This window comes from Saccharopolyspora erythraea, from assembly GCF_018141105.1.
Lineage (GTDB): Bacteria > Actinomycetota > Actinomycetes > Mycobacteriales > Pseudonocardiaceae > Saccharopolyspora_D > Saccharopolyspora_D erythraea_A.
Genome location: NZ_CP054839.1, coordinates 822,917 through 837,445, shown reverse-complemented (window position 1 = coordinate 837,445; position 14,529 = coordinate 822,917). Strand labels below are relative to the sequence as shown.

5 protein-coding genes and 1 pseudogene are annotated in these 14,529 nt (G+C 73.5%); 1 reads left to right on the top strand and 5 read right to left on the bottom strand.

Going from position 1 to position 14,529, the window contains the following annotated elements:
* The first annotated feature begins 7 nt into the window (after positions 1-7).
* Positions 8-751, top strand: coding sequence for a thioesterase II family protein (locus HUO13_RS03835; RefSeq protein ID WP_211900119.1), 744 nt, complete (start codon positions 8-10; stop codon positions 749-751).
* Here HUO13_RS03835 and HUO13_RS03830 read toward each other — a convergent pair.
* The 5 genes and pseudogenes from HUO13_RS03830 to HUO13_RS03810 all read right to left on the bottom strand — a co-directional run.
* On the bottom strand, positions 728-1,648 hold the full coding sequence (locus tag HUO13_RS03830) for an SAM-dependent methyltransferase (RefSeq protein ID WP_211900118.1): 921 nt from the start codon (positions 1,646-1,648) through the stop codon (positions 728-730). The two genes, HUO13_RS03835 and HUO13_RS03830, sit on opposite strands and share 24 nt — an antisense overlap.
* 31 nt (positions 1,649-1,679) lie before the next feature.
* Complete coding sequence (locus tag HUO13_RS03825) at positions 1,680-2,681, bottom strand: aldo/keto reductase (RefSeq protein ID WP_211900117.1); 1,002 nt, start codon at positions 2,679-2,681, stop codon at positions 1,680-1,682.
* Positions 2,678-3,943, bottom strand: a complete 1,266-nt coding sequence (gene eryCIII, locus HUO13_RS03820; RefSeq protein WP_211900116.1) for a 3-alpha-mycarosylerythronolide B desosaminyl transferase — start codon at positions 3,941-3,943, stop codon at positions 2,678-2,680. The genes HUO13_RS03825 and eryCIII overlap by 4 nt, the downstream gene beginning before the upstream one ends.
* A gap of 10 nt (positions 3,944-3,953) precedes the next feature.
* Complete coding sequence (locus HUO13_RS03815; RefSeq protein WP_211900115.1) at positions 3,954-5,039, bottom strand: cytochrome P450 family protein; 1,086 nt, start codon at positions 5,037-5,039, stop codon at positions 3,954-3,956.
* A pseudogene (locus HUO13_RS03810) lies at positions 5,036-14,524 on the bottom strand (SDR family NAD(P)-dependent oxidoreductase); the annotation flags it as partial. The pseudogene HUO13_RS03810 and the gene HUO13_RS03815, both read right to left, overlap by 4 nt.
* Between the last annotated feature and the right edge of the window lie 5 nt (positions 14,525-14,529).

Genomic DNA, 14,529 nt, shown 5'->3' with positions numbered 1-14,529 from the left:
GGCGCCGATGAGCACCTGGCTGCGGCGGTTCGGTCCTCCCGTCGAGCACCGGGCGCGGCTGGTGTGCTTCCCGCACGCGGGAGCCGCCGCCGACTCCTACCTCGACCTCGCGCGCGTCCTGGCGCCCGAGATCGACGTGCACGCCGTGCAGTACCCGGGGCGCCAGGACCGCCGCGACGAGGAGCCCCTGGGCACCGCCGGTGAGATCGCCGACGAGGTGGCCGCCGTGTTGCGCTCGTCCGGTGACGACGGCCCGTTCGCGCTGTTCGGGCACAGCATGGGCGCGTTGATCGCCTACGAGACGGCGCGCAGGCTCGAACGCGAGCCCGGCGTCGGGCCGGTGCGGCTGTTCGTGTCGGGGCAGACCGCGCCCCGCGTGCACGAGCGCCGCACCGACCTGCCCGACGACGACGGCCTGGTCGACGAGCTGCGCAGGCTCGGCACCAGCGAGGCGGCGCTGGCCGACGAGGCTCTGCTCGCCATGTCGTTGCCGGTGCTGCGCGCCGACTACCGCGTGCTGCGCTCGTACGCGTGGGCGGACGGACCGCCGCTGCGGGCCGGAATCACCGCGCTGTGCGGCGACGCCGACCCGCTGACCGCGACCGGGGACGCCGAGCGCTGGTTGCAGCACTCGGTCATCCCCGGCCGGACCAGGACCTTCCCCGGCGGGCACTTCTACCTCGGCGAACAGGTCGCCGAGGTGGCCGGTGCCGTGCGCCGCGACCTGCTACGCGCCGGGCTTGCGGGCTGAGGCGATCACGAAGTCCAGCGCGGGCAGCTCGCCCTTCATGCCGGAGTCGCTGGTCAGCGACCGCTTGACCTGGCTGTAGAAGAGCCTGCTCACGCTCTTGCGGAACGAGTCGTCCTGGAGCTTGCGCAGCCAGTAGTCCAGCCAGGGGTCCATCACGTTGTCGCGGACCGACTTCACCTCGACATCGACGAAGCCCGCTTCGGAGAGCTGTTTGGCGTAGGTCTCGCGCGGCACCCAGTTCTCCACGGGCATGCCGCCGGACAGCGATCCCGACCGCTGCGGCGCCAGCTTCGGCGGTCCGTCGGAACCGGGCTCGCGCAGGTCGAGCGGGATGATGTCGCCGATGGCCAGCACGCCGCCGGGCTTGAGCACCTCGAACGCGCCCTTGAAGAAGTCGGTCCTCGGCTCGTAGTGCAGGGCCGACTCCAGGGAGGTGACGCGGTCGAAGGTCTCCGCGCCGAAGGGCAGGTCGGTCGCGGAGCCCTCCTTGAACTGCAGGCGGTCCTGCACGTTCTCGCTCTCCGCGCGCTCGGAGGCGATGCGGACGTGGCTCGGGGTCAGGTCGATGCCGACGATCCGGGCCGGCTTGCGCGTCTCGAGCCAGCGGAAGTCCTGCGCGCCGAGGCCGAACCCGACATCGAGCACCTCGTCGCCCTCGCTGATCCCCGCAGCTTCGGCGAGCTGGTCGGCCAGCTCCTGGTTGGCCTCCTCCAGGCTGGCGCAGCCGGGCTTCCAGTAGCCGAGGTTGATGTAGGCGCCCTCGGTCGTGGCCTCGTGGTCGTCGGCGAACAGCTCGTAGGCCAGACGCGCACGGCTGGACGGCCGCACCCTGGTCCACACGTGCCACTTGGCGAAGTCGACCAGGTCCTGAAACGCTGACTTCTGCTTCACGCTCACCAGCCGTATCCTTTCTCGGTTCCTGTTGTGCTCACTGCAACCAGGCTTCCGGCGCCGCGCCGCCGGAGGCCACCGCGGGGAAGATCTCGTCCAGTTCGGACAGCGCCTGCTCGTCCAGGGTGATCGCGGACGCCTTCAGCGCGGAGTCGAGCTGCTCGGGGGTGCGCGGGCCGATGACGGCGCCCGCGACGCCGGGCCGGGACAGCACCCACGCGAGCCCCACCTCGGCGGGGTCCTCGCCGAGGTTGCGGCAGAACTTCTCGTAGGCCTCGATCGCCGGGCGCATGGCGGGCAGCAGCACCTGCGCACGGCCCTGCGCCGACTTCACCGCGGTGCCGGCGGCCAGCTTGCCCAGCGCGCCGCTGAGCAGGCCGCCGTGCAGCGGCGACCAGGCGAAGACGCCGAGCCCGTATGCCTGTGCGGCGGGCAGCACCTCCAGCTCGGCGTGCCGGACCGCCAGGTTGTAGAGGCACTGGTGGGAGACCATGCCCAGGGAGTGGCGGCGGGCGGCGTTCTCCTGCGCGGCGGCGATGTGCCAGCCCGCGAAGTTCGACGAGCCGACGTAGGAGACCTTGCCGCCGGCGACGAGGCTGTCCATCGCCTGCCACACCTCGTCCCACGGCGCGGACCGGTCGATGTGGTGCATCTGGTAGACGTCGATGTGGTCGACGCCCAGCCTGCGCAGCGATCCCTCGCAGGAGGCGATGATGTGCCGCGCGGACAGCCCGCTGTCGTTGACGCGCTCGCTCATCTCACCGCCGACCTTGGTCGCCAGCACGGTGTCCTCGCGCCGTCCGCCGCCCTGGGCCAGCCACCTGCCCACCAGCTCCTCGGTGTGGCCCTTGTAGAGCCGCCAGCCGTACATGTCGGCGGTGTCGAGGCAGTTGATGCCGCGGTCGCGGGCGTGGTCCATCAGGCGCAGCGCGTCGTCGTCCTCGACGCGTCCGCTGAAGTTCACCGTGCCGAGCCAGAGCCTGCTGGTGAGCAGCGCGGAACGCCCGAGCCGCACGTGCGTCGCGGCGTCGGTGGTCATCGTGGATCTCTCCTTCCTGCGGCCAGTTCCTCGCAGATGCCGACGACCTCGGCCGGTGACGGCTCGGCGAGCATGTCCTCGCGCATCCGCGCCGCGGCGGCGCGGTGGGCGGGGTCGTCGAGGACCCGCTTCACCGACTCCCGGAGCTGGTCGGGAGTCAGTTCGGGCACGGGCAGCGCGATCCCCGCCCCGAAGTCCTGCGTGCGCTGCGCGCGCACGCCGGTGTCCCAGCCGTCGGGCAGGATCACCTGCGGCACGCCGTGGATCGCCGCGGTGTGCCAGCTCCCGGGACCGCCGTGGTGCACCGTCGCCGAGCAGGTCGGCAGCAGCGCGTGCATCGGGACGAAGCCGACGGTGCGGACGTTGTCCGGGATGCTCGCGACGCCTTCGAGCTGCTGCGCGTCGAAGGTCGCGATGATCTCGGCGTCGATGTCGCCGACGGCGCCCAGCAGCTCGTCGATGGAGACCTGCCCGATGCTGTTCTCGCGGCTGGAGATCCCGAGCGTGAGGCACACGCGGCGGCGCTCGGGCTCGTCGTGCAGCCATTCCGGCACCACGGACGGCCCGTTGTAGTCGACGTAGCGCATCCCGACGGTCTTCAGGCCGGTGTCGAGCCTGATCCCGGCCGGGGCGGGGTCGATCGTCCACTGCCCGACGACCACCTCCTCGTCGAAGGCCGGTCCGCCGAACTTCTCCAGGGTCCAGGTGAGCCACTCGGCGAGCGGGTCCTCCCGGTGCTCCTCCGGCTGTTCGGACAGCAGGCCGAGGAAGTTCTGCCGCGCCCGGGTGGTGATGTCGGGTCCCCACAGCAGCCGCGCGTGCGGCGTGCCGGTCACCGCCGCCGCGATGGGCGCGGCGAAGGTGAGCGGTTCCCAGATGACCAGGTCGGGCTGCCACTTGCGGCAGAACGAGACCATGCCTTCGACCAGCGTGTCCGGGCTCATCAGGGCGTAGAAGGTCGGAGTGAGCACGGTCTGCATGCCCAGCAGGTGTTCCCAGGTCAGCGTGGCGGGGTCCCGCTCGCTGAAGTCCAGGCTCCGGACGTAGTCGATGATGTCGTGGCCGGCGTGGGTCATGAAGTCGACGAGGTCGACGTCGGTGCCGACCGGGACGGCGGTCAGCCCGGCGGCGGTGATGTCCTCGGTGAGCGCCGGGGAGGCGACGACGCGGACCTCGTGGCCAGCAGCGCGGAACGCCCAGGCAAGGGGGACGAGGCCGAAGAGGTGGCTCTTGCTGGCCATGGAGGAGAAGACGACGCGCATCGCGGTTACCTCAGAGCTCGACGGGGCAGCGGTTGGCTCCCCGCAGGACGGGTGAGCGGCGGCGCCGGACGACCGGGCCGCTGGGCGTGAGTCCGGGCAGCGCCTTGGCGGCGGCCCGCAGTGCGGCGGTGGCGAGCGCGGTGACCAGTTCGTCGAGCATGCCGGGGTGGCCGCGATGCGCCGACAGCGCGTGGTCGGCGTCAGGGCGGTCGACGTCGAGGCGGTCGGGCTCGGCGAAGGCCTCCGGGTCGCGGTTGGCCGCCCCGACGACGACCACGACCTCGTCGCCTTCGCCGATCTCATGCTCGCCCAGCCGCAGTTCGGTGGTGGCCGTGCGCCGCTCCAGGTGCAGCGCCGGGTGCAGGCGCAGCACCTCGGCGACGGTGCGCTGCGCGACGGCGGGGTCGTCGGCGATCCGTTCGGCCAGCCGCGGTTCGGCGGCGACCGCCAGTACCACGTTGACCACGGTGTTGGCGGTCATCTCGGCCCCGGCGAACAGGGCGCGCAGCGCGGGGTCGGCGGGCAGTGCCGCGACCGCTGCTTCGGTCACCGCGAGCTGCTGCGGGCTGAGCTGGGCGTCCAGGCTGACGCGCGCGTCCCACGCGGCGCCGCGCAGCGCATCGGCTGCGCCGAGCACCCCGTTCATGCCCTGCACCGGTACCTGCCAGGCGAAGTCGCGGACCAGGTCCAGCCGCGCACCCGCGCCGGGGAGCAGACCGGCGAAGCTCTCCGCCAGCTCGTCGGCGTCGGGAACCTCGCCCTCCCAGGACGCGGCGTGCACGTCCCGGAACGGCTGGGCCCATTCGGCGGGCGGAGCACCCGCCGCTCGCAGCCATTCCGGTGTGCGTCCGGTGGCGCGGGTGAAGGCGGGGTCGTCGAGCACCTGCCGCGCGGTGGCGTGGTCGGCCACCACCCACGTCTCGGTGCGGCTTCGCCGCACGCCGGACTCGCGCATCGAGCGGTACCAGCGCTGCGGGTCGTCGTCGTGTCCGCACAGCAGCATCGGGTACGGGTCGCCGTTGCTGCCGTAGCCCCAGTGCAGGCCGCGAACCATCTGGAGCTTCCTGCCCAGCGCGGCGCGATCGGTCGTGGTCATGTGTTTCCTCCGCCCAGCCAGGCGTCGATGTGCCGCGCGATCGCGTCGGCGTGCTCCTGGACCATCGTGAAGTGGTCGCCGGGGACGGCGACGGTGTCGTGCTCGAAGGGCCACGCCGGCTTCCAGCCGTCGTCGGGCCACGGACCCATCGGCTCGCTGGCGCTGACCAGCAGCGTCGGCAGCCCGGTTTCCCGGGGTCGCCACTGGCCGGTGAGGCGGTCGTAGGCGCCCAGCGCGGTGAGCCTGGTGTCGTCCATCCGCACCGTCTCGCGGTCGAACAGCGTGGCGGTCAGCTCCTCCAGCCAGGCGTTCATCGCGTCCTGGTGCCCTGGCGGGTAGACGTCGATCAGCACGACACCGCGCGGCGGGTGCCCGCGATCGAGCAGTTCGGTCGCGAGCGCGTAGGCCATCAGCGCCCCCGCGGAGTGACCGGCCACCACGAACGGTTTGCCCTCCTGGGCCCTGATGACCGCATCGGCCTGCACGGCCGCCACCGCCGCCATCGACGACGGCAGTGGCTGGCCCTCCTCATAGCCGGGTTGGGGCACGGCCCGAACCGGAGCGATTCCGCGCAGGGCCCCGGCGAGCCTGGTGAACTCGTGCGGACCGGAGATCGCCGCCGTTCCCGCGCAGCAGATCACCGTGACCTCTCCTGGACCGTCGGCCATGTCGACGAGATCGAGGGAGAACCCGTCGGAGCCGTCGAAGTGCTCGCGGAAGTCCGACAGCCCGGCCAGCAGGTCGAGGTAGGGCCGGACCCTCCCCGACACGCCCGCCTGCCGGTAGCCGTCGCGGAGAGCGCTGCTCGTTTCCCGCGCGGTAGTCCCACTGGCGAGCTGCTGTCCTATGTGGTCGGCAAGTCTGCGGACGGTGGGGTGCTCGAACACCAGCGTCGCGGGCAGCGCGAGCCCGGTGGCCCGCTGGAGCTGGTTGCGCAGCCCGACCGCGGTCAGCGAGTCGAATCCGAGCTCGGTGAACGGCTGGTCCTGCCCGACCGCGTCCGGGCTGGAGTGGCCGAGGATCGCCGCGACGTGCGAGTGCGTGAACTCCAGCAGCTCCTCGGTGGTCATCTCCCGCGCCGGGGCCGCCTGCACCGCCGGGACGGCCGCCACCGCGGACGTGACCAGCTCGTCGAGCAGCGGCCTGGGCCGGGCGGCGGTGAAGCCGACCGCGAAGCGCTCCCAGTCGATGTCGGCGATCGACACGCACGTGTCGCCGTTGTCCAGGGCCTGGTGCAGCGCGCGGATCGCGCGCTCGGGCGCCATCGGGCGCAGGCCGCGCCGGAGGAGCCCGTCGAGGTCGCCGGTGGCCATGCCCTCGCCCGCCCAGGCGCCCCACGCGACGGACGTCGCCGCGCGCCCTTCGGCGCGGCGGCGGTGGGCCAGCGCGTCGAGGTAGGCGTTGGCCGCGGAGTAGGCGCCGAGGTTCGCGCTGCCCCAGACCCCCGCTCCGGAGGAGAACAGGACGAAGGTGCCGGCGTCCGGGCACAGCTCGTCGAGCAGCCCGGCCCCGGTCACCTTCGCCGCGCAGACCGACTCCAGCTCGTCGATCTCGTGCAGCGGACGCGACTCGGGCACCCCGGCGGTGTGCACGACGGTCCGCACCGGACGTCCCTGCCCGCGCAGGTCTTCCAGCAGCTCGGCGAGCTGCTCGCGGTCGGCCACGTCGCAGGCGGTGATGGTCGTCTTCGCACCGAGGGCGACCAGTTCGGCTTCCAGCTCGGCCGCGCCGGGAGCGTCGACGCCGCGCCTGCTGACCAGAACCAGGTCCTCCACCCCGCACCTGGCGAGGTGGCGGGCGACGTGGCCGCCGAGAGCACCGGTGCCGCCGGTGACCAGCGCCGTGCCCGCCGGTTCCCAGCTCGACTCGCGGGTGCCGAGCGGAGCGCGGACGAGGCGGCGGCCGTAGCGGGCGTGGTCGCGGACCGCGACCTGGTCCTCGTGGCCGTCCGCGCCGAGGCAGGCGACGAACGCCTCGACGTCCTCCCGCGCGGGTTCGGCAGGCAGGTCCACCAGCCCGCCCCACCGCTCCGGCGTCTCCAGGCCCATGACGCGCCCGAGACCCCACACCATCGCCTGCTCGGGATCGACCGGCTCGTGCTCTCCGAACGCGACCGCTCCGCTGGTGACCAGCCAGAGCGGGGCCCGTACGCCGGCTTCACCCAGCGACTGGTGCAGGGCGAGGTGCGTTGCGGCGTCGGTGTCGACCGAGAGCACTCCGGCGACCTCGCCCGGCGCCTCCCGCAGGGCCGCCGCGAGCGCTTCGCGGTCGGCCGAGGCTACCGGCACGACGCGGCCTCCGGCCTTCTCGACGGCGCTGGTCAGCGACTCCGGGGCGGGACCGTGGACGAGGTAGTCCCCGTCCAGGTTCACCGGCGTGGTGGCCAGCGGTCGCCAGTCGACGCGGTAGCGGGCGTCGGCGAGCTGGTCGGACACCTCGGGCGCGAGCCAGTACCGCTGGGGCTCGAACGGGTAGTTCGGCAGCGCCACCGGGGGTGCCGCCGGGAAGACGACCCGCCAGTCCACGGCCACGCCGTGCACGTGGGCGCGGGCGAGCTCGGCGATCAGGTGCTCCTCCGCGGTGTCGCGGTGCAGCGACCCGATGGCCACGGCGTCCGCGGCGATCTCCTGCACCGCCGCGGTGAGCACCGGGTGCGGGCTCATCTCCACGAAGGTGGCGTGGCCGTCGGCGACGGCGGCCGAGACCGCCTCGTCGAAGCGCACCTGGGAGCGCAGGTTGTCGTACCAGTACCGCGAACCCAGGTCGGTGCCGTCGCGGCGTTCGCCGTGCAGCGTGGAGTAGAGCGGGATTCCGGCGCGCCGCCCGGCGATGCCGTCGAGGTCGGCGAGGATCGTCTCGCGGATGCCCTCGACGTGGCGGGAGTGCGAGGCGTAGTCCACCGGGAGTGTCTTGGCGCGCACGCCTTCGTCGTCGCAACGGGCAACGAGTTCGGCCAGGGCCTCCGGGTCGCCGGAGACCACGACCGAGGACGGGGAGTTGACCGCCGCGACGGAGATCCGGTCCTCCCAGGGTGCGATCAGCGCGCGGGCACGTTCGCCGGGAGCCGCCAGCGAGACCATGCCGCCCTTGCCCGCCAGCGCGCGCAACGCCTTCGCACGCAGGGCCACGACGCGCACGCCGTCCTCCAGCGACAACGCTCCGGCCACCACCGCGGCCGCGATCTCGCCCTGGGAGTGGCCGATGACGGCCGAAGGGCTGACGCCGCAGGCGCCCCACAACCGCGCCAGCGACACCATCACCGCGAACAGCACCGGCTGCACGACATCCACGCGGTCGAGCGACGGCGCGTCCGCACGCTGCTCCAGCACCTCGGACGCGGAGAACCCGGCGACCTCGGTCAGCACCGCATCGCACTCGGCTACCGACTCGGCGAAGACGGGGACCGAGAGCAGCCCCCGCGCCATGCCCTGCCACTGGGCGCCCTGACCGGGGAAGACGAACACCACGCCACCACCGGAAGCGGCGCCGGTGGTGACTCCGGGGGCCGCCAAGCCCTCGGCCACGGCCCGCAGCTGTTCCCGGAGCTGTTCGTGGTCGCGTGCCAGCAACGCCGCGCGACGCGGCAGGTGCGCGCGTCCGGTCGCCAACGCGGAAGCCAATGCCTCCAACGGAACCGATTCGTCCACTGCGGACTCCAGGAGCCGCGCCTGGGCCGCGAGCGCCGTCTCGGTCCTGGCCGACAGCACCACCGGCACCGAGCTCGCAGCGGCCAGCACGCCCACCGGTTCGGGTTCCGGCAGCGGCTCGGGCTCCGGCGGCTCGGCGATGATCACGTGCGCGTTCGTCCCGCTCACCCCGAACGCCGACACGCCGGCACGGCGCACCCCGTCGGCGGCGCGCGGCCACGGGCTCACCGAATCTGCCAGTTCCACACCGCCCGAGGACCATTCGATCAGTGGCGACCGCTCACCGCGGCACAGCATCGGCGGCACCAGGCCGCGGTTCAACCCGAGAACCACCTTGATCACGCCCGCGACACCCGCGGCCGCCTGCGCGTGACCGATGTTCGACTTCACCGAACCCAGCAGGAGAGGTGCCGACGACCCGCGCGACTTGCCGTAGGTCGCCAGCAACGCCGACGCCTCCACCGGATCACCCAGCCGCGTACCGGTCCCATGCGCTTCCACCACGGCCACGTCCGCACCCGTGATCCCCGCACGCGCCCACGCCTTGCGGATCACCCGCTGCTGGGCGACGCCGCTCGGCGCCGCGAGACCGTTGCTCGCGCCGTCCTGGTTGATCGCCGAGCCTGCTACCACGCCCAGCACCTGGCGACCTGCCCTGCGGGCGTCGGACAACCGCTGGAGCAGGACCACCGCGACGCCCTCCGCGAAGCCGAAGCCGTCGGCCTCGGCGGAGAACGCCTTGCAGCGCCCGTCCACGGCCAGGCCGCCCTGGCGGGAGAACTCGGTGAACACCTCCGGGCCCGCCATCACCGACACACCACCGGCAACCGCAAGACCGCAGTCCCCGTCACGCAACGAACCACACGCCGAATGCAACGCCACCAGCGACGACGAACACGCCGTGTCCACCGTGACCGCGGGACCTTCCAGCCCCAGCACGTAGGCGACGCGGCCGGACACCACGGCGGAGGAGTTGCCGGTGAGCAGGTAGCCCTCGCTGTCCTCGGGCACCACCGCGTCCTGGCCGTAGCCCTGGTACGCGGCGCCGAGGAAGATGCCGGTGTCGCTGCCCCGCAGCGAGTGCGGGTCGATGCCGGCGTTCTCGAACAGCTCCCACGTCGTCTCGAGCACCTGGCGCTGCTGCGGGTCCATCGCCAGCGCCTCGCGCGGCGAGATCCCGAAGAACGCCGCGTCGAAGTCACCGGCCCGGTCGAGGAACGCGCCGTGGCGGGAGTAGCTGGTGCCGTGGCGCTGCGGGTCCGGGTCGAACAGCGCGTCGAGGTCCCAGCCCCGGTCGGTGGGCATCTCGGTCACGGCGTCTCCGCCGCCGACGATGAACTCCCACAGCTCGCCGGGGTTGTGCACGCCCCCGGCGAAGCGGCAGGCCATTCCGACGATCGCGATCGGGTCGTCGGCATCCTGCGGCGCCTCGCGCACGAGCGCCGGGGCGTGCTCCGCCTCGGCTTCGCCGACGAGCCGCTCCAGGTAGTGCTCGGCGAGCCGGGTGATGGTCGGGTGGTCGAATACCACCGTCGCGGCTTCCCGCACTCCGGTCACCGCGGTGAGCCGGTTGCGCAGGTCGACGGCGGTCATGGAATCGAACCCGAGGTCGCGGAAGGCGCGGTCGCGGTCGATCGCCGCGTCCTCGCCGTGGCCGAGCACCGCGGTGACCTCGGCGTGGACCAGGCGCGCGAGGTGCTCACGCCGTTCGGCCGCCGACAGCGGCGCGAGCCGCTGCGCCAGCGCCGGGCCTTCCTCGCTCTGCCGGGCTTCCGCCCCGGTACCGGCGATCTCGTCGAACAGCGGCCGGTGCCGGGCCGCGGTGAACAGCTCGACGAAGCGCCTGCGGTCCATGTCCACGACGGACACGCACGTCTGGCCGTGGTCGAGGGTGATGTGCAGTTCCTCGACGGCCCGCTCCGAATCCATGGCCCGCAGTCCCTGGCCGCGCAGGTACTCGCCGCCCTCGTCCCCGGCCATGTTCTGCCCGGCCCAGAGGCCCCAGGCGATGGACGTCACCGGCGCGCCCTCGCTCCGGCGCCGCCGCGCGAAGCCGTCGAGGAAGGCGTTGGCCGCCGCGTAGGAGGCGAGCCCGGGGCTGCCCCACACGCCCGCGTTCGAGGAGAACAGCACGAAGGCGTCGAGGTCCGGGCAGAGTTCGTCCAGGTTGGCGGTGCCGCGCACCTTCGCGTCGGTGATCTCGGTGAACTCGGCCTCGGTGAGGTCCTCGACGGGGGTGGACCGGGAGATCCCCGCCGCGTGCAGCACGGCGCTGACCGTGCGCCCCTCGGCACGCTCCGCGGCGAGCACCGCCTCCAGCCTGGCCCGATCGGCGACGTCGCAGGCAGCGATGGTCACGCCCGCGCCGAGCGCGGCCAGCTCCTCCCGCAGCTCGGCCGCACCGGGCGCGTCGGCGCCGCGCCTGCCCAGCAGCACCAGGTGCTCGGCGCCCGAGCGGGCCAGCCAGCGGGCGACGTGCGCGCCGATCCCTCCGGTGCCACCGGTGACCAGCACGGTGCCGCGCGGGCTCCAGCGGGTGCGAGCGGCGCGGGCGGGGGCCGGCACGAACCGCGCCACCTTGATCCCGTCCGGCCGGATCGCGACCTGCTCCTCACCGCGCGGGTCCGCCAGCACCGCGGCCAGCGCCCGGATCGACGCGGCGTCGGCGTCGACCAGGTCCACCAGGCCGCCCCAGCGGCCCGGCTGCTCGATGCCGACCACGCGGCCGAGACCGCCCACCATCGCCTGCGCCGGATCGACCGGATCGCCGTCGGCCACCTGCACGGCGTTGCGCGTCAGCACCCACAGCGGCGCTTCGACCCCGGCCGCGCCGAGCGCCTGGACCAGGGCGAGCGCGTCCAGCGACGGATCGACGGCCTCGCCGCGGGCCGTCAACGACACCACCGTGGACAGAGCGTCGGTGTCGGCGGCCTCCAGGGCGGTGCCGATGGCCGAGCGGGATTCCACGTCGCAGGTCAGGACCGTCGCACCACTCTGCTCCAGTCCACTTCGGACGTCGTCCGACAACTCGGGCGGCACGCCCGGTCCGGACACCAGCAGCACGCGCCCGGCCGGCGAAGCGCTCTCCCACTCGGCGTCCCGCCATACGACCTGGTAGCGCCAGTCGTCCTCGTCCCGCGCGCGCCCGCCGGTGGGGATCGGCAGCCAGTACCGCTGCCGCTGGAAGGGGTAGACGGGCAGCTCGACCGGCCGCGCGTCGGGGAAGGCGGTGCTCCAGTCGACCTCCACGCCCTGCGCGTACGCCTCTCCGAGCGCGGTGTGGAAGTCGGCCAGGCCGCCGCGGTCCCGCCGCAGCGTGCCCACGACGCAGGAACCGGAGGCGGCCGGGAGCGCGGAGTCCAGCGTGGCCTCGATGCCGACCGTCAGCACCGGGTGCGGGCTGACCTCGACGAACGCGTCGAACCCCGCCTCGGCGAGCTGCCGCGTCGCGTCCTGGAAGCGGACCTGCTCGCGCAGGTTCGCGTACCAGTAGGCCGTGTCCATCGTGGCGGTGTCGATGGGCTGGCCGGTCGTGGTCGAGTAGAGCGCTACGTCGGCCGACACCGGGGAGATGCCCGCCAGCTCGGTCAGCAGCTCCTCGCGCAGCGACTCCACCTGCGGTGAGTGGGAGGCGTAGTCGACGGGGATGCGGCGCGCCGTGATGCCTTCGGCCTCGCACTCGGCGATCAGCTCGTCCAGCGGCCCGCTCTCCCCGGCGACGACGACCGACCGGGGGCCGTTGACCGAGGCGATGGAGAGCGCGCCCGCGAAGCGCCCGATCCGTTCGGCCGCCTGCTCGGTGCCCAGCCCGAACGACGCCATACCGCCCTGGCCGCCGAGGCGGCGCAGGACCCGGCTCCGGACCGCGACGAGCTTGGCGGCGTCCTCCAGCGTGAGCGCGCCGGCGACGTGCGCGGCGGCGATCTCGCCCTGCGAGTGGCCGACGACCGCCGCGGGCTCGACACCGTACGAGCGCCACAGCGCCGCCAACGACACCATCACCGCGAAAAGCGCGGGCTGGACGACGTCGACCCGGTCCAGCGGGCGCGCTCCGCCGAGCAGTTCGGTCAAAGACCAGTCGACGTGCGGGGCCAGCGCCCGCTCGCAGTCGCGGATCGAGTCGGCGAACACCTGGGACTCCCGCAGCAGGTCGCGGGCCATTCCCTGCCACTGCGCTCCCTGGCCGGGGAACACCATCACGACGCCGCGGCGAGTTCGGGCCTGGCCGGTGGCCGTCCGGTCGGCGATGCGGCCGTCGGCCACCGCGCGCAGCCCGTCGAGCGCGTCGTCGCGGTCGCCGACCACCACCGCGCGGTGCTCCCACGCGCTGCGGCGGGTGGCCAGCGTGAAACCGATGTCGCGCAACGAGTTCCGCGGCTCGCGGGCGAGGTGGCCGGCCAGCCGTCCCGCCTGCGCCCGCATCGCCTGCTCGTCGCGGCCGGACAGCACCAGCGGGACCGGCCCCGAGTCCAGTGCCGGCTCGGCCTCGTCGGCCTTCGGGGCCTCCTCGACGATGACGTGCGCGTTGGTGCCGCTGATGCCGAACGACGAGACGCCCGCCCTGCGCGGTCGCTCGCCGGCGGGCCACGACCGTGGCTCCGACACCACCGACACCGCGCCCAGGTCCCACTCGATCTGCGGCGAGGGCTCGTCGAAGTGCAGCGTGCGCGGCATCTCGCCGTGCCGCAGCGCCAGCACCGCCTTCATCACCCCGGCCACGCCGGCGGCGGCCTGGGTGTGGCCGATGTTGGACTTGACCGAACCGATCCACAGTGGATCGTCCGACTCGCGTTCCGCGCCGTAGGTCGAAAGCAGCGCGTGCGCCTCGATGGGATCGCCCAGCCGGGTGCCGGTGCCGTGGGCCTCCACGTAGTCCACGTCGCCCGCCCGGACACCGGCGTTTTCCAGCGCCCTGCGGATGACCCGCTGCTGGGCGGGCCCGCTCGGCGCGGTCAGCCCGTTGCTGGCGCCGTCCTGGTTGACCGCCGATCCGCGCAGCACGGCCAGCACCGGCCTGCCCTCCCTCTGCGCGGCCGAAAGCCGTTGCAACACCAGGACTCCGGCGCCCTCGGCCAGCCCGAACCCGTCGGCGGACTTCGAGAACGGCTTGCACCGGCCGTCGGCGGCGAGCCCGCCCTGGCTGCGGAACTCGGTGAACGCCCCGGGACTGCTCATCACGGTCACGCCGCCGGCCAGCGCCAGGCCGCATTCGTCCCGGCGCAGCGACTCCATCGCCAGGTGCAGGGCGGTGAGCCCGGAGGAGCAGGCGGTGTCGACCGTGATAGCCGGGCCCTCCAGGCCCAGGCAGTAGGCGACCCGGCCGGAGGCGACGCTGGAGGCGGTGCCGGTGCCGACGTAGCCGAGGACCTCGTCCGGCGCCTCGTCGGGTCGCGGGCCGTAGTCCACGGCCCCGACACCGGTGAACACCCCGGTCGCGCTGCCGCGCAAGGACACCGGGTCGTGGCCCGCGCGCTCCAGTGCCTCCCACGAGATCTCCAGCATGATGCGCTGCTGCGGGTCCATCGCCAGCGCCTCGCGCGGCGAGATCCCGAAGAAGCCCGCGTCGAAGTCGCCCGCGGCCGCGAGCATCCCGCCCAGCCGGGCGTCGGGGTCCGGCTCCCAGCCGCGGTCGGCGGGGGCCTCCGCGATGGCGTCCCCGCCGCCGGACACGAACTCCCAGAACGACTCCGGCGAGTCCACGTCTCCGGGGAACCGGCAGGCCATGCCGACGATCGCGATCGGCTCACCGGCCCGCTGCTCGACCTCGCGCAGTCGCGCGGTCACCGAGTCGAGCTCGGTGACGGTGCGCTTGAGGTAGCGCCGGAGCTTTTCCTCGGTCATGC